Source organism: Paraburkholderia sp. IMGN_8, from assembly GCF_038050405.1.
Taxonomy (GTDB): domain Bacteria; phylum Pseudomonadota; class Gammaproteobacteria; order Burkholderiales; family Burkholderiaceae; genus Paraburkholderia.
On sequence record NZ_CP150901.1, the window covers coordinates 2,677,265 to 2,692,898 of the forward strand.

Here is a 15,634-nt window from a genome sequence, read left to right on the forward strand (position 1 = left end):
AACATATCGCCAACTGATCGAGGCCGGGTTCGAGGTCGATTAGCCCAGCAACTCAGCCGATCTTTCGCGGACGTCGCCCGCCAACCGGGTTTCGATCGTGTGGGGCGACTCCTTGCGTGATATCGCCAGCAAGCCATCGAGGTATAAACGCCTGAAGCGCAACTCGCTGTCTACCTGCGCCCTTATCTTTCCGTATAGCGGCAGAAAGACCAGGTTCGCCAACGCGAGGCCGTAAAGCGTTGCCACGAAAGCGACGGCGATGCCTTGCCCGAGTTGCGCGGGCTCGAGCATATGGCCCGTTACCTGAATCAGGCCGAGCACGGCCCCCAGAATGCCGAACGTCGGCGCGTAACCACCCGCCTGCTGCCATATCCGCGCAGCCGCCATGTGATTGCGCTCATACGCATCCAGTTCTCTTTGCAAGGCGTCTTCGAGCACGGCAGTCGATACACCATTTGCCAGAAGCTCCAATCCTCTTCTGGCAAACGGATTGATTCCGCCCGCCTCTATCGACTCGAACACCAGCATGCCGTTCAGCTTCGCCTGATCGCCCCACTCCAGCAGCACAGACAAGCTTTCCCGGTCGACCTGCCGCGCTTTCACAAAAGCCAGGCGCAGTTGCTTGACGCCGTCATAAAACCTGGCCCAGGTGTTCTGGATCATCACGGCGCCGAGGGTGCCGCCCAATACGATGACGAAGGCCTCCAGTTGAAAAAGCGAAGTGAAGTGCCCACCCTCGAGCGAGAATCCGATAACGATGGCCGCCACGCCGAACAATGCGCCAAATAGCGTCAAAAGATCCATACATCCTCTCGAACGGCCGTCCCAGCCATCGGGACCCGAAGTGAAAACAGCCTGCTATTCGTGCACCAGTTGTCAGGCACCCAGATTGGAAAGCGACGCTGCATTGGCCGCCGGGGATTTGATCGCTCGCACGGTATCGAGGAAGCGCTCCTCGATCTCGGCAATCTCGAGCGGATCGATCTTGATGTCGCGCCGCATGACCCACGACACCTCTTTCTTCCTCGCCTCGGTCATCACCGACAGCAGGCGCTCGGCAATGGGCTGGCCCTCCAACGCGGAGAGCAATTTCGCGAGATCATAGGTGTCGAAAGCGCTCACGGCTTCGAACAAGGTTCGCTGGTCGACAAACTCCAGATCGTCCAGCGATTTCAGGTCGCCTGGGCCACGAGAATTTCGTCGGGAAAAATACGTGACGCCCTTTTCCTCGACATAATTCAATACCTTGGTCTTGCGAAACGCGAAGATATCCTCGGCGATTTCCCCGTGGGACAGCTTGTTGAGAATCAGCTTCTTCTCGACGCCGATCAGGGCTTCAAGATCGGCCAGCTCGATCAGTTCCAGCTCACTGCCAAGCGAGATGTCGAAATCGGGATCCGCCACCTGCTGGGCCCTCTCCGTGATCCGTACAGGATCGAACGTAACAACCTGCCGGCTCGTTGCTCCGTCCTGCGCTGAATATCGCGCCGACGTGTTGGTCAGGCGATCGGACCGGCCCGGTTCGAGCGTGACGAGGTTGAGTTTCTCCATCCGCTTGAGCATGGCCATCACATGTGGACGTGAATGGCCGGCAATCGCATGGCACTTCTTGATGACTTCGGGCAGGGGCACCGAGAACTCCTCCCCTTGAGCACGGCGTGTGCGTCCATCCAGCTTGTCCGCGTTCTCGGCACCCGCCATCAGAGCCAGCACATGAGCATACGAAAGAACACCTGGCAGGAAATCAGCATGCGTATAGGTGGCAAGGACATCGTCCTTCTTCTTCACCCGTCGAATCATGGTGCGCACGATATGGCGAAGCAGCGGCGATACGCGCTCAAGCTCCTCTTCCACTACGTTTGCTGCGATGACGGTGAATTGACAGAAGCTAAGTGCTTTCGCGGTGTGCGCTCGCGGTTCGGACGGCAATAAGGCCGCTTCGCCAAAAAACTCGCCCTTTCCGAGCGTAGCGAGAATGATTTTCTTTTCGTCGCAATGAGTGGAGATTTCGACTTTGCCGTCCGCGATGACGTAGATGACGGCATCGCCTGCGAAGCCTTCAGCATAGATGACTTCGCCCGGAGCCGCTGTTCGCGACCATGGCGATCGTTGGTGATTCACGATTTATTCCCCCGAAGAACTATTTTCTCGTTCAGCCCGCGCCTTGCTGACGCATAAACATGTCCGATGGTCCTGACTTATTTGACTGGATAACGACAAGCGATACGCAAATCTTTAACGCGCGCAATCATCAGATGTAATGGCGGGAATCAAACGCCATGGCGCAAACGTTTGGCAACCCTAGCCGGGGCTTCGGAGGACTGTGATTATTTTTCCCGCTCTGCCGGAAACCGGTGGAGATATGCCTGGAGGCGCATCCGCGATTCGACGATTCCGTTTTACTGTCGCAACGGTCACAGATTCAATACGGTCTACGCCGCATCAGTGTCAGTCTGTGCGCTGCCACCCTGACCATTGACGCCACAGACTCGCCTTTCTCCGCCCAGAACCGCTTCTCCACGCTACCCGCTGTAGCATGGCCCTACACAATGCAGGCGCGGGGATAAGACACATTGCGGGAATAGAAACAATGGACCAGAGACAAGAGACAAGAGGCCGTCATGATCGGTTACTCCCCTGCCTTGATAAGCATCACCTTGCTGACGACCACGTTCGGGATATTCCAGCTATGGCAAGCACGGCCGAACGCCGCGCCAGCAAGTTCGCCGCTGGCACGCAACGCCGAGATAAATGGGTTGCGCGCCTTTCTTGCGATCAATGTCGCCGTCAGTCACTTGCTGCGCACCCATAGAGCTATCGAGACAGGTGAATGGGAAGGCGTGATCGGCTATTTCGAGTCGTTTCCGCTCTTTTTTATGATCACGGGATTCATCTTTTGGGAAAAGGTCCTTAAGACCGGCACCAAGACCGATTGGTTGAAGTTGTATATAAGCCGTCTGTTTCGCATTGCTCCGATGTATTTGTTCGTCGTCGGCATCATGCTGTTTGTCGTCTTTGCGCGCACCGGTTTCACACTGCACGAGTCGGCAAGCAGCGTCGCGTACCAGGTGCTGTGCTGGCTCGGGTTGGGCATCGTCGACGTGCCGCATACGGTGAACGGCCACCCGAGGGCTGACCTGATCCTGGCCGGCGTCACGTGGACATTGCGCTGGGAGTGGTTCTTCTACGCGAGCCTGCCCGTGCTGGCTCTGCTATCCGGAAAGAAGACCCGCGTGCTCTTCCCGTTGCTCAGCCTGGCCGCCTGCCTGCTCGTCACGGCACTGACGAGCCACAAAACGGTGCCCATGTTCGCCTCTCTATACCTTGTCGGCATGAGCGCCGCGTCACTTCATCATACGGGCCACCGGCTTCATCTCGGCGACCGTGTTACGTCGCCTGCCGCGTTGTTTCTGCTTGCCGTCATGTTTGCCGCGCCGCATGCGTTCGAAGCGCTCTCCCCGATATCGGTCGCGTTCTATGCACTTTTCTTCTATCTGATCTGCTCCGGCTCTACACTTTTCGGCTTACTGACGAGTCGGGCCGCGCGGATGCTGGGACAAGTGAGCTATAGCATCTACCTTGCCCAAGGGCTGTTCCTCACGCTGCTCTTTTCCATTCCCGCAGTCCGCTCGTTCGCATTCGCCGGCGTGCCGGCATTTTGGCTTGTCGGTCTTGCGTATCTCGTTCTGCTCTGTGCGAGCGCATCGTTTTCATATCGATACATCGAAGCGCCATGCATCTCGCTCGGCAGGACGCTGCATCTCAGCGCACCTACCGGGATGCCCGCATCAGCGGGCGATTGACTGCGATGCGCGAGCAACAGCAGTTAACGCGTCTTTAGTGCGGCACGTTCACCACCCCGTGGCTCACGCCGATCGCATTACTACCTGGATTCGCCACGATAGCCGGCAGGTTCGCCACGCTTAACGCTGGCGCGGCGCCCGGGGTGCCGCCACGCGGCACCGTGCGGATCACCTGCGACGGCGGCAGCGGCGTGCCGTTCTTCAGGTGGCTCCACATCTGGTTGAGCGCCTGGATGTTGTAGTAGTGGACCGGGACGAAGCGTGTGTCGAAGCCCGGCACCCCGAGGAACGCGTCGAAGTGCTGTCCGTTCGTCACTTCGTAGAACGACAACTGGCTGCGCGAGCCTTCCCTCATGCTGTTCGCCGCAAGATACGCGCGCGAGGCATGATTCACCGGCACGAGTGCATCGCTGCGGCCCTGCACGATGATCGCGGGCTTTCCATGCAGGTTCGCATTCACGCGGATCGCTTCGACACTCGCCAGCATGCGCGGGTCCCGATTCGTCCATAACGCGCGCGCGCATGCCGCACCCGTGAAGCTTGCGTCGGGAGTCGCGAGCCGATGGTCGGCGCCACCTTGCGGCGTGACGTTGTAGACGAGACTGATGCCGTTGGTCGGCGGCACACCGTTACCCAGCCCGAAGACCGTCAACATCGGCGAGACGGCCGGTGTAAAGCCCGCGCCGCCCGTTGCCGGGTTCGTTGTGCCGAAGCTGAAACCACACAGGTTGTCGATCACACTCGACCTCGTGTACGCATTGGCGTACGTCACGGCCACGGCCGGCACGGCCTGCGAGTCCCACATGGGTGCGTGCAGGAGGTCGGAATCGGCTTCATAGCCAGCGTCGTGCAGCAGCGCGAGCGCGTCGTTCGCCTGCGTTTGCGTGTCGCTGCCGCGCACGTAGCCTGCCGCTGCGAGCGACGTGCAGCGAGCCTGGCGGATAGCCGTCGTCGTCGCAGTGGGCAGCGCCGTCAGATACGGAGCGCCGGCGGCGGCCTCCGCGAGCGCGGCACACGGCTGGAGCAGGTTGGCGAGCGTCATGTAGTCCGCCAGCGGTTTGCCGGCTGCGGCGATACGCTGACCGCCCTCGATCACTTGCGCGTTCCCGCGTATCCGGACGTTGACCTGTGGTTCGCCGACGACCACCGCCGTGATCCACCCTCTCGTGTCCTGCTCGGCGGCCGCGAGCGACGCGCCACCGCCGTTGCTCACGGACGCCGCGATCGTGGTGATGCTGCCCGGGCGGTAGCGCACGCCGTGATGCGACGAATCGGCGAGCGTTGCGAACTGCCGGTTCAAGGCCCAATAGGCGAATTTCACAGCCTCGAGCGTGTCCTCGCCCCATTCCTGTTCCGGATTCTGCTGCGAATGTGCGTGCTTGAACGCATAGCGGTTGGGGAAGTTCTGGTTGTACGTGGCCAACGTGCCCGCGGGTACGTTGGCGGTGAAGAGACTGTTGGGCCCGGCCGTGGCGGCGTCGGCGAGAACGCCGTCAATCAGCGTGACGAGACCGGTCCTCATCTCGTGCGCCCCGTTGCCAGTGCCCTTGTCGGTATAGGCGACGGCGCAGCCGCGCTTGAGCCCCCACTCACCAGCCGCCGAAATGGCGCCGTAGACCCCGCGCGAGCCCGACGACGTAGCCGTGACAATGCACGGGTTCGCCGGGTCGAAGCTCGTTGGCACCTGAACGAGGAGACTCACGTTGTGCCGGCCACTGCCGTCGTCGGCATATGCGAGGTATTCGGTGCCGGCAATTTTTCCTTCGCCGAGGGTGTCGTTGCCGTACAGATCGACATTGGGTCCCCAGAATCGACCGTAGCCGCCCTTTGCCGTCATGTCGACGAGCGCGCGGTAATTCGACCAGATCGCAAGCCGCCGCAACTCGGCTGCCGTCGGGCTCGCCGGGTTCGCAATAGCGGGTGCAGGCCCCGCGAGTCCGGTTTTGCCGAGGCCGGCGGTCAGCAGGTCATCGCTGACGCCGTCATACGTGGTTGTCCTGAGGCTGCTTGCCACGACGAACGGCGGCAGCCTATGCACGGCTGAGCGGCCGCCGTCGTGATCGTCGGCACGCGCTGCGGGGGCGAGCGCTACGGCCACTATCGCCGCACTGAGCATTGCCGCTTTAATCCGGGCTGCGATCGGGATGTCTTTCATCCGTGTCTCCTTGTCCATTGTTCGAATGCGACGCGCCACGCACTGCGAGAACCATCGTGCAGCGTTGGATCACGGTGCCACTAGACATTAGAACGTCGGAGGCGCAGTTTCAATGAAGGTTTTCGCCCGACCGCCAGGTTCTCGGCGGTTTGCGGACATTCAAGGCTGCCGATGCTCACCTCGCGACTTGAGCGTAAATATAGTCAAAGCTCGTTAATCCAGGCAGTCGACCGTAGCTTTGACATGCGGGTGCGATTAGACAAGGCGGCGTGCTAGTGAGAAAGAAAGGACCGGTTCGCACGGCAATACTCTATCTCATGTCCAATCACATCCTTGCGCGCCTTGCATGTGTTCCAGAGCGCACTACGGAGAACGCACGATGAACGCGATCAGATTTCCGTGGTTCCGAACCGGCTACGTCGCCGTAGCCGTTTGCCTGACGATCGGTGCATCGTGCACGCTGCCGGGACCCGGCCTGATGCGGGCGTTCATGACTGTCGGAACGGACGTTCAGCTGCCGCTCGAACGCATCGCCGCAGATAACCGGGAGCCTGCACAAGTCACCGACCTGCCGGAACCGCTGCACACTTCCGCTTCGGAATCCGCGCATGCGCAATCGTCGATTCATTCGTGGCAGGAGAGCAGCCACCGCGCGGACGCCAATGCGCGCGCACCACGTCATACGCCCGGCTATCAGCGAACGATTACGGATTTCAAGTACTGGACGTAATGGTGCGGCGAGTCGGCGTTGATGGCGCGGATTGAAACGCATCTTGCCGAAGCGTGCTGCTGTGTGTGAGTTTTGAGGTTCGATCGGCGCCGCCCGGATGAGCGGCGCTTTTTTATTCTCGACCGGATGCCGAGGCAACGCTCGTGCGGACGACGACGCCAGCCAGCGCAAGCCGCGCGAGAAAGAAGCGAAATCAGGTTTCTGTTGCGTCGTCGAGCGCGGACGTCAGGATCATTGCGCCGGCATTGCACGGCTGAGGCCGGCAGGGACGCGGCTTGAACACCGCGTCGCCGGGACGAATCGGGCGCCCGCTTATCGCGCAGACGCCCTCGGTGCGAGCCCGCGACGAGCACCAGACCTGGTCACCATAGCAGCAACGGGTCGAGTCGCGCCAGGAGATGGTCGCCGTCGAAGGCGTCGGCCGGTCCACCAGGCTCACCCTGACGCCGTGAAGCGCCGTGCCGTCCACGTGACGCGCCCTGTTGCCTTCAATCAGCCCACTGCCGCAGCCTTTCGACTCGCCTGCAGGCACGGACAACAGGCCAATGGTTTGCATCCACGGATCGATGATGTTTGCGTTTGCCAGCATGTCGCGACTCCTGTTGAAGCGTTACCTGATCGAATGGTTTTGCGCGAGGTCTATTGCAGCGGATCGCGGCATTCACAGACCGCTTCACCGTGCGCGTAGGCCGTCATGGGGATTTCGTCGGCTTCGCGGCTATCGTCGATGGACAATGAATCGCCGGTGTGCTTCAGAAACGCCCCGCTAATCGCGAGAAATAATTGAACCTGCTTATTGAGCGCCATTCGCTTTCATCCTCCAGCAGTAAGGCGTCTCGCCGACAAAGCGTTTGAACACAGTCGTGAAATGCGCTTGCGAGCGAAAGCCGCAGCTCAACGCGACATCGAAGACGTTGTGCTTCGAGTTCAGCAACAGATGCTGTGCGTGTTCGATCCGGCGGCGCAGCAGGTATTCATGCGGACGCAAGCCCGTCGCGCGCCGGAATTGCGCGGCGAAATGCATGCGGGTGAAGCCGGCGCTCGCGGCAATGTCGGCGAGGCCGATCGCTTCGGACAGGTGCGCGTCGATGTACTCGATCACGCGATTCATGCGCCACTGCGGCAACGCGGCTCCTTCGCGGTTCCGCGTGTTCGACGCAGTGAATTGACGCGCGACGATGCGCGACACGATGGCGAGACCGACACTTTCAGTGAAGACCTTGTCCAACGCGGCGTCGTCGGTCCGTGACACGACTAGCGCCTGACCAAGCCGATCCAGTGCGGGATCGCGGATCAGCTTCGGGTCGCCAAGCACGATGTCGCCCGCATGCGGACGCTGGAACAGATCTTCGTAGCACTCCGCGAGAACTTGCTGCGACGCGAATAGATGCAGCACGTCGGCAGGCGACTCGAAAACAGCGCTGACGGGCACGGCGGGCGCCGTGACCTGAACCGCACCCGCAGTCACCCGCCCTTGCATGAGCCTGCGGCCCGCATGATGGAAGGTCAGCGACACGCATTTCAGAGACAGGCCGATGCAGTGATCGGACTCGTTGCCGTGATTGACAACTTCGAACGGCGTAGTGATGTTGCGCGTCCAGCGCGACACCAGCACATTGCCCTGCTGCCGGTGCGACTGCGCATGATGCGCACGCAGGCTGCGCCATTGATCTTCGGTGTCGATTGAGCTGGCGATGCGCTGCGGCGCGATGTCGGCACAGGGTTCAGGATACGAGAGCAGCGAGCTGGTCATGATATGTCCGTCCGATAGAGTGATCTGCCTGCGGTCGAAACACCGGCACCGCGATGACTCAAAGTTAATCAAACGGAGCTCGCGCGCCTAGCCGTACATACGGTTGCCTACGGCGTCGAATGGGTGGGTCAACCTATATGAAGGTTTAATGCGGGCGGGAAATGCGCGGATGCAATAGCCGCGCGGCGGCGCCTGTTTGCGCACGGGGGCGTCACATTGAGAGGAATTCGAGGGAGAAACGAACGGCGATCCGATTTTCGCCGTTCGGGAGGCAAGGATGCCCGCGCGGTTCAGCCGCGCTGAACGCGCGGCGGCGTAGTGGTGCCTTGTGACGATTTGACGCCGAGTGCTTCCGCCTTCAGCACGAAATCGGCAAGCGAGCGCGACTCCATCTTCTTCATCCCATTACCGCGGTGAATCTTCACCGTGATTTCACTCAGGTTCATTTCGGCGGCGATCTGCTTGTTCATCAAGCCGCTCGCGACCAAGGCCATCACTTCGCGCTCGCGCGGCGTGAGCGACTCGTAGCGGCGGCGCAGATCCGCGACCGAGCGGTCCGCTTCGCGCCGTTCTTCGTCCTTGCCGAGGGCACTTGCCACGGCGTCCAGCATGTCCTGGTCGCGAAATGGCTTCGCGAGAAAGTCCATCGCGCCGGCCTTCATCGCCTTGACCGACATGGCAATATCGCCATGCGCGGTCATGAAAATAATCGGCACACGCAGTTCGCCCGCCGAAATCTGTTCCTGCACCGCGAGGCCGCTCTGCCCTTTGAGCCGCACATCCAGAATCAGACAGCTCGGCACATCCGGCATCTGGAACGCAAGAAATTCATGTGCGGATGCGAACACTTCGACCCGCAAGCCCACCGAGCGCAGCAACCTGCTGACCGCTTCACGCATCGACTCATCGTCGTCGACGACATAGACAATCGAGTTACTCGCGGCGTTGCCCGTTTCACTGCTCATGGCAGGTTCCCTCATCGAGCGGCAGAATGAACTGCAGCACTGCACCCCTTCCCTCTTGCGATTCCGCCCAGATCCGGCCACCGTGCGCCTCGACAATCGAGCGGCAGATCGACAGTCCCATTCCCATGCCTTCCGCCTTCGTCGTAAAGAATGCGTTGAAAAGCCGCCCGGCGTTCTCTTCGCTGATGCCCGTGCCGGAGTCTTCTATGATCACCTGGGCGTGCCGCGCATCGAAGCGGTGCGTGCGGATCCGCAATTTCCGCGGCCGTCCCGTGATGCCCGACATCGCCTGCATGCCGTTCATCACGAGGTTGATGACGACCTGCTGCAACTGCACCCGGTCGGCACACACCTGCGGCGACGGACACGCGTAATCGGCATCCACTTCGACACGGTGCCCATCCAGTTCGCGTCGCACCAGTTCGATCGATTCTTTCACTACAGCGTTCAGATCGAGTATAGCCTGACTCGGATCGCGCTTTTGCGCCATCGACCGTATCTGGCGAATCACGTCGCTGGCGCGCTTGGCATCGCGAATCATCTGGTTAATCGACTGCCCGACTTCCGTCAGATCCGGTTGCGGCCGATTCTGCCAGCGCAGCGCGGCGTCGCCGCAGGTGACGATGGCGGCAAGCGGCTGCGTGACTTCGTGCGCGATCGACGCGGCCAGTTCGCCGAGCATCGTCACGCGCGTCACGTGCGCGAGTTCCGCCGCCGAGCGGTCGAGCGCTTCCTGCGCGACCTGTCTCTCCGTCACGTCCATCAACGCACCAACGTACTCGGTATCCGCCGACTGCGGCGCCACCAGACGCGCAACATAGTGCACGTATTTGACACTGCCATCCGGCATTGCAAGGCGATGTTCGACGTCGATAACCGGCTCCCCCGCGACGCTGCGTTCATACGCCTGCCTGACGAGCGCGATGTCGTCGGGATGCGTACGCGCGAGGATCAGATCGATAGTGGGCGTGACGTCCTGCGAATAGTCGAAGATCCGGTACGTTTCATCGGACCACCACATATCGCCGTCGGGCAGTTTCGTCGCAATGCTGCCGGTGCGGCTCAGGCGCTGCGCGTCGGACAGGAATGCTTCGCTGCGCTCGAGCGCCTGCTTCGCCTGCTTGAGTTCTTCGATATCGGTGTTTACGCCGTACCAACGCAAAATGTTACCGGCGTTATCGCGCAGCGGTTCCGCGCCGATATGCATCCAGCGGTACACCCCATCGCTGCGCCGGATGCGCAAGACGTTATCGAAGGGCGCGCCCGTTGCAATGGCTTCGTGCCAGGCGTGCTGCGCCGCGGGGTGGTCGTCGGGATGAACGATCGAGCGCAAGATATCGCCACCATTTTCGGCAAGCGTTACGCCCAGTTCGTTCCAGCGCCGGTTGATGAAGGTCAGGCGCCCGTCGCTCGACGAACTCCAGACCATGCCAGGAATTGCATCGATGGTCGCGCGCAATTCGTCCTGCTGCCGCTGCAATTCCACTTCCATCTGCTTGCGAACGGTGATGTCGTTGTTGGTCGCGAGCACGGCGCGCGGCTTGCCCTTCGCATCGCGCCACAACGCCAAGCGGCTCGAAATGATGACGGTGGCGCCGTCATTGCGCACGCGCTGTATTTCGCCTTGCCAGCGCCCCGAACGCAACAGCTCACTGCGAATCTCGTCGAGTGAGACTGACGAGTGGGTTTGCGTCAACTCATGAATCGGCTGGCCGATCGCCTGGTGTGCGGTCCATCCGTAGAGTTCTTCCGCGCCGTGATTCCAGAACGTGATCAGATCGTTCATGTCGTACACGACGATTGCGTCATGCGTCAGATCGAGCAACTGCAGTTGCTCTTGCAGCGTCGCGGTGTTCTTCTGATTGCGCAACGCCAGCACCGACGTCGTGGCGATGGCGAGCAGGCTGACGACACATCGCTCAATCGCGCCGCTCGGGTAGTGCCCGTGATGCGACATCACAAACGCGATCAACGTGAGCGCCACGCAGCTCCATGCGGTGAGGATCGCAGCAGGCCGCGACCCTGTCGATGCGACGAGCAAAACCACGACCACATACAACACTGCAATCGCGTTATCGTGCGGCATGAGCGCGTCGAGCAGGAATACGACCAGCGCGATGGCGGCCGCGAGAATGCACGGCACGCGCGCGTCATGCTGCATCGGTTCGTCGGTGCGTGAGCGGAATATCATGTCGACGATTCAGCGCGCCGCGCGGGAAGGAGGGAGACCAGACGGCGCGATGTTGGCATAGGCATTCGAGGCAAACGTTCGTTGACGAGTACCGGAACCCTGTCTCGTGCCGCAAGAACGGCACATCAAAGTCAGACATGCAGGATGCCGACCATTTAATCCGGTACGTATTTTATCCGAATCTTTCAATATCCAACAATTAAGGTCCGCTGCGAGCGAGCTTCAATGAAGCTCGCCGCCTTTGGCCTGGAGCCTTTCGAGGCAACGCGACACGGCCGCGCCATCGACAGGTTTGCTCAGCACGCACATCGCTCCGCTGTCCAGCGCCTGGCGGCGCACCGTTTCCGATGCAAAAGCGGAGATGAAGATGATCGGCAGCGTAATCCCTCCGTCGAGCAGACGCCGCTGCATCTCGAGTCCGGTCATGCCAGGCATCTGCACGTCGGAGATGATGCACGCGACATCGCCGATCTGGCCGGAGGCGAGGAAATCCTCGGCGGAGCCATAGAGCCGGACGTCCCAACCTAGTGAACGAACGAGGCTCGATGTGGCGATGCGGACGGATTCGTCGTCGTCGATGATGGAAACTATCGGATGGGTATGCAAGCGACTTATCCTCTGCCATACATGCGGTTGCGACGGCACGATGTTGTCTTGCCCGCCGCTCAGGTGTTCCCATCTTATGGAAAAACCGCTACCGCGAGAATCATATGTATGTATAGGGGAACGCGGGGAAGGCGGGAAACAGGCCGGAGAGCGGCGTTATTCGGCAATCGCGCTTTCATGGTCGCACGTCGGCCTCGCGATGCACCCGTTTGTGCCCGCCTGCCGCGGCCCGTCGTGCGTATTGGAAATCGCGCGTGCCTTCACTAAACGACGCTTGGGGCGAAGCCGCTACATTTGCGACATCGATAACGCATTCACCCGGCAAGATCGTCATGCACGACGCAACCCAACCTCTTTCCGCGCAGCGTCGGTTGCGCGCCGATCATCATTCGCGCTTTCACGCGCCGCGCGGGCGCCGGACGTCCGTGAACGCGGAAGGATCAATCTGATGTCGCACAATTTATCTGTTCCCTCCTTCGACACCCTTCTCTATGAAAAGAGAAATGCGACGGCCTATGTGACGCTGAACCGTCCCGAGGTGATGAATGCGCTGAACCAGAAGGCGATCGCAGAACTACGCGCGGCGTTCGAAGATGCGCAAGACGACCCGCAGATTCGCGGCGTCATCATAACCGGTGCAGGCAATCGGGCATTCATCGCCGGTGCCGATATCAGCGAGTTGGCCAAGGCAACGCCAATTGAGGCGGAACGCCAGACACGTGCGGGTCAAGCGTTTCTCAATCTTGTCGAACATCTCGGCAAGCCAGTCATTGCTGCAGTGAACGGCCTGGCACTTGGCGGCGGATGTGAAACCGCGCTCGCCTGCACGATCCGGCTAGCCAGTCCGGGCGCGAAGTTCGGGCAACCTGAGATCAGGCTGGGACTCATCCCTGGCTTTGGCGGAACGCAACGACTCCCTCGCCTCGTCGGCAAAGGTGTTGCGCTGCAACTCATCCTCACCGGCGAGATGGTGTCAGCAGAGGAAGCCTATCGGATCGGCCTCGTGAACGAAGTCGTGGAGGCCGGCAGTCTGATCGCTCGCGCCGAAGCGATTCTGGCGCAGATTGCCGCTAACGCGCCGCTGGCCGTCGCTTATGCGATGAATGCCGTCAACCTTGGACTCAACGCGGCTTTGCCAGAAGGACTCGCCCTGGAAGGGAAACTTTTCGCGCTATGCGCCGCGACCGAGGACATGAAAGAAGGGACCACCGCCTTTCTCGAGAAGCGCCCGCCGAAGTTCCAGGGTCGTTGAGACGTGACGGTTCTTCGCTGTCCCGGCTCGCGATCCAGACGAGCTTCCACTTGCATAGAGTCAATACCTAAACTCGAATCGAGAACACTTTCATGATTGACGGACAACACATTTTTTCAGGTCTCAAGGTACTCGATCTCGCTAGCTATATTGCGGGCCCCGCAGCCACGACGATTCTGGCGGACTTCGGCGCAGACGTCATCAAGATCGAGCCTCCGGGTACGGGCGATGTCTATCGCTTCTTCTCGACGATGCCGCCGAACCCGGTGGCCAATACAAACTACGCCTGGCAGTTGACGAACCGCAACAAACGCAGCATCGCCATCGACCTCAAGTCCAGTGAAGCCAGAGAAGTACTGGTGCGCCTTGTTCAATGGGCAGACGTCGTGGTCGTCAACTTCCCGCCACGCGTGAAGGCCTCTTTGGGCGTGACCTACGAGGCCCTCTCGCCGCTCAACCCAAAACTGATCTACGCAGACATTACCGGCTATGGTTCCGAGGGGCCCGAGGCCGACACCCCGGGTTTCGATGTCACGGCCTATTGGGCACGCTCCGGCCTCATGGAGGTCACCCACGATGCCGGCAGCCCGCCGACGCTTCCCATTCCCGGGATCGGCGACCACGCCACGGCAACGACACTCTATGCCGCGATCGTCACGGCGCTTTATGTGCGCGCCACGACCGGCAAAGGCAGCCATGTGTCGACTTCGCTGATCGCCAATGGCATCTGGGCGGCAGCGGCGTGGGTCGAGGGCGGTCTCAATGGCGGTCAGTTCTTCGCCCAGCACGATCGAAAAAATCCACCCAACGCGCTGCTCAACCCTTACCAGACAGCCGACGGACGCTGGATCCTGCTGGTCGCGGCCCAACGCAAGGACTGGCCTGTCTTCACCCGCGCTATTGGCATGCCCGAGCTTCTGGACGATCCGCGCTTTACCGACGACCGGCGCACCGACAACGCGGCCGCACTGGTCGAGATTCTCGACCCGTTGTTCGCCAGTCAGCCGCTTGCCTTCTGGAAACAGGCGCTCACCGCCGCACGAGTGATTTTCGGCGTCGTGCAGATTGCCGAGGAGATCATTCACGACCCCCAGTTGACGGCCAATGGGATAGTCGTGCCGCTCGACGTGCCGGGCAAGCCCGCCATGCGAACGGTAAGCAATCCGATCCAGATCATGGGAGAGCAGAAGGTCAAGCCGCGCGCCGCGCCGCAACTTGGCGAACACGGCGCGGAGATCCTGAAAGAGATGGGCTTCAACGAGAGCGAAATCGCACGCCTTCACGACGCGGGCGTAGTCGCGAGCTTCGAAGACTCGGTCTGAATCTGATCGCGTTTAACGATTTGAACGAACGCCTCTGGCGGCAAGCCACTGACGAGCTACAGCCCCACTACACACCCGGAGCTTTCCATGACTGAAGACGAAATCCGCACCCGCGCTTACGCGATGCCGATCAGCAGCCCAGCCTATCCCAAGCCGCCTTTCCGGTTCGTCGATCGCGAATTCATCATCATTACCTATCGCACTGATCCAAAAGCGCTTGCCAGCTTCGTTCCCGCGCCGCTGCTTCCGGCCGAGCCGATTGTCAAATACGAGTTCATCAGCATGCCCGATTCTAGTGGGCTAGGTTCCTATACCGAGACTGGTCAAGTCATTCCGGTGACGTTCAACGGCGAGTCCGGCGGCTTCACCCACGCCATGTACCTCGACAACGAAGCCGGCATTGCTTCCGGCCGTGAGCTGCTCGGCTTTCCGAAAGTGCTCGCGCAACCGAAGCTTGAAGTCCGCAACGACGCGCTGGTGGGAACCCTCGACTACAACGGCGTGCGCGTTGCGACCGCAACCATGGCCTACAAGTACGAGCCGCTCGATCTCGCCGCCGTCAAGAAGACGCTCGCGGCACCCGGCTTCCTGCTGAAAATCCTGCCTCACGTCGACGGGTCGGCCCGGATCTGCGAACTGGTCAAGTATTACGTGACCGACATCACGGTGAAAGGAGCCTGGACCGGGCCTGCCTCTCTGGAACTGCATCCCCATTGTTTCGCGCCCGTCGCAAAGCTGCCTGTGCTCGAGGTTCTATCCGCAATCCATATCCTGACCGATCTGACGATCGCGGGAGCAGAAGTCGTTCACGACTATCTGCGCGCCCCCTCGAACGCATCCTGATCAACGCCCTTGAG

The 15,634-nt window shown here is 60.8% G+C and carries 14 protein-coding genes; 5 read left to right on the forward strand and 9 right to left on the reverse strand.

Annotated features, from left to right (window positions below; translation table 11 throughout):
- Positions 1-39: 39 nt before the first annotated feature.
- Both WN982_RS33180 and WN982_RS33185 read right to left on the reverse strand, forming a co-directional pair.
- Complete coding sequence (locus WN982_RS33180) at positions 40-804, reverse strand: flagellar motor protein (RefSeq protein WP_341316249.1); 765 nt, start codon at positions 802-804, stop codon at positions 40-42.
- A 72-nt stretch (positions 805-876) separates the two neighbouring features.
- Entirely contained in the window at positions 877-2,121 is a 1,245-nt protein-coding gene (locus WN982_RS33185) for a cyclic nucleotide-binding domain-containing protein (RefSeq protein ID WP_341316250.1), read from the reverse strand.
- A gap of 500 nt (positions 2,122-2,621) precedes the next feature.
- On the opposite strand from WN982_RS33185, the gene WN982_RS33190 reads away from it, so the two are divergent.
- A complete protein-coding gene (locus WN982_RS33190; protein ID WP_341316251.1) occupies positions 2,622-3,803 on the forward strand; it encodes an acyltransferase in 1,182 nt (393 codons plus the stop codon).
- Between the two features lie 34 nt (positions 3,804-3,837).
- Here the strand turns inward: WN982_RS33190 and WN982_RS33195 are convergent, their stop codons facing one another.
- Positions 3,838-5,958 carry a D-(-)-3-hydroxybutyrate oligomer hydrolase gene (locus WN982_RS33195; RefSeq protein WP_341316252.1) on the reverse strand — a complete coding sequence of 707 codons (2,121 nt, stop codon included), beginning with the start codon at positions 5,956-5,958 and terminating at the stop codon, positions 3,838-3,840.
- A gap of 379 nt (positions 5,959-6,337) precedes the next feature.
- On the opposite strand from WN982_RS33195, the gene WN982_RS33200 reads away from it, so the two are divergent.
- Positions 6,338-6,688 carry a hypothetical protein gene (locus WN982_RS33200; protein WP_341316253.1) on the forward strand — a complete coding sequence of 117 codons (351 nt, stop codon included), beginning with the start codon at positions 6,338-6,340 and terminating at the stop codon, positions 6,686-6,688.
- A 193-nt stretch (positions 6,689-6,881) separates the two neighbouring features.
- On the opposite strand, the gene WN982_RS33205 is transcribed toward WN982_RS33200, so the two are convergent.
- From WN982_RS33205 to WN982_RS33230, 6 genes are all read right to left on the reverse strand, one after another.
- Entirely contained in the window at positions 6,882-7,277 is a 396-nt protein-coding gene (locus WN982_RS33205; protein ID WP_341316254.1) for a DUF3331 domain-containing protein, read from the reverse strand.
- Between the two features lie 50 nt (positions 7,278-7,327).
- A complete protein-coding gene (locus WN982_RS33210; protein WP_341316255.1) occupies positions 7,328-7,495 on the reverse strand; it encodes a hypothetical protein in 168 nt (55 codons plus the stop codon).
- On the reverse strand, positions 7,482-8,441 hold the full coding sequence (locus WN982_RS33215) for an AraC family transcriptional regulator (RefSeq protein WP_341316256.1): 960 nt from the start codon (positions 8,439-8,441) through the stop codon (positions 7,482-7,484). The genes WN982_RS33210 and WN982_RS33215 overlap by 14 nt, the downstream gene beginning before the upstream one ends.
- 290 nt (positions 8,442-8,731) lie before the next feature.
- A complete protein-coding gene (locus WN982_RS33220) occupies positions 8,732-9,406 on the reverse strand; it encodes a response regulator transcription factor (protein WP_341316257.1) in 675 nt (224 codons plus the stop codon).
- On the reverse strand, positions 9,396-11,567 hold the full coding sequence (locus tag WN982_RS33225; RefSeq protein WP_341319495.1) for a PAS domain S-box protein: 2,172 nt from the start codon (positions 11,565-11,567) through the stop codon (positions 9,396-9,398). The genes WN982_RS33220 and WN982_RS33225 overlap by 11 nt, the downstream gene beginning before the upstream one ends.
- A 252-nt stretch (positions 11,568-11,819) precedes the next feature.
- Positions 11,820-12,203: a response regulator gene (locus WN982_RS33230; protein WP_341316258.1), complete on the reverse strand. Its 384-nt coding sequence runs from the start codon at positions 12,201-12,203 to the stop codon at positions 11,820-11,822.
- Between the two features lie 76 nt (positions 12,204-12,279).
- On the opposite strand from WN982_RS33230, the gene WN982_RS33235 reads away from it, so the two are divergent.
- The 3 genes from WN982_RS33235 (at position 12,280) to WN982_RS33245 (ending at position 15,620) form a co-directional block, all read left to right on the forward strand.
- Entirely contained in the window at positions 12,280-13,455 is a 1,176-nt protein-coding gene (locus tag WN982_RS33235) for an enoyl-CoA hydratase-related protein (protein ID WP_341316259.1), read from the forward strand.
- Positions 13,456-13,547: 92 nt separating this feature from the next.
- A complete protein-coding gene (locus WN982_RS33240) occupies positions 13,548-14,777 on the forward strand; it encodes a CoA transferase (RefSeq protein ID WP_341316260.1) in 1,230 nt (409 codons plus the stop codon).
- An 87-nt stretch (positions 14,778-14,864) separates the two neighbouring features.
- A complete protein-coding gene (locus WN982_RS33245; protein ID WP_341316261.1) occupies positions 14,865-15,620 on the forward strand; it encodes an acetoacetate decarboxylase in 756 nt (251 codons plus the stop codon).
- Positions 15,621-15,634: the final 14 nt, after the last annotated feature.

Excerpts from the sequence above, each read along its gene's own strand:
- WN982_RS33180 (WP_341316249.1), bottom strand. The coding sequence starts at position 804 with ATGGATCTTTTGACGCTATTTGGCGCATTGTTCGGCGTGGCGGCCATC.
- WN982_RS33190 (WP_341316251.1), top strand. The coding sequence starts at position 2,622 with ATGATCGGTTACTCCCCTGCCTTGATAAGCATCACCTTGCTGACGACC.
- WN982_RS33195 (WP_341316252.1), bottom strand. The coding sequence starts at position 5,958 with ATGAAAGACATCCCGATCGCAGCCCGGATTAAAGCGGCAATGCTCAGT.
- WN982_RS33200 (WP_341316253.1), top strand. The coding sequence starts at position 6,338 with ATGAACGCGATCAGATTTCCGTGGTTCCGAACCGGCTACGTCGCCGTA.
- WN982_RS33205 (WP_341316254.1), bottom strand. The coding sequence starts at position 7,277 with ATGCTGGCAAACGCAAACATCATCGATCCGTGGATGCAAACCATTGGC.
- WN982_RS33210 (WP_341316255.1), bottom strand. The coding sequence starts at position 7,495 with ATGGCGCTCAATAAGCAGGTTCAATTATTTCTCGCGATTAGCGGGGCG.
- WN982_RS33215 (WP_341316256.1), bottom strand. The coding sequence starts at position 8,441 with ATGACCAGCTCGCTGCTCTCGTATCCTGAACCCTGTGCCGACATCGCG.
- WN982_RS33220 (WP_341316257.1), bottom strand. The coding sequence starts at position 9,406 with ATGAGCAGTGAAACGGGCAACGCCGCGAGTAACTCGATTGTCTATGTC.
- WN982_RS33225 (WP_341319495.1), bottom strand. The coding sequence starts at position 11,567 with ATGCAGCATGACGCGCGCGTGCCGTGCATTCTCGCGGCCGCCATCGCG.
- WN982_RS33235 (WP_341316259.1), top strand. The coding sequence starts at position 12,280 with ATGGAAAAACCGCTACCGCGAGAATCATATGTATGTATAGGGGAACGC.
- WN982_RS33240 (WP_341316260.1), top strand. The coding sequence starts at position 13,548 with ATGATTGACGGACAACACATTTTTTCAGGTCTCAAGGTACTCGATCTC.
- WN982_RS33245 (WP_341316261.1), top strand. The coding sequence starts at position 14,865 with ATGACTGAAGACGAAATCCGCACCCGCGCTTACGCGATGCCGATCAGC.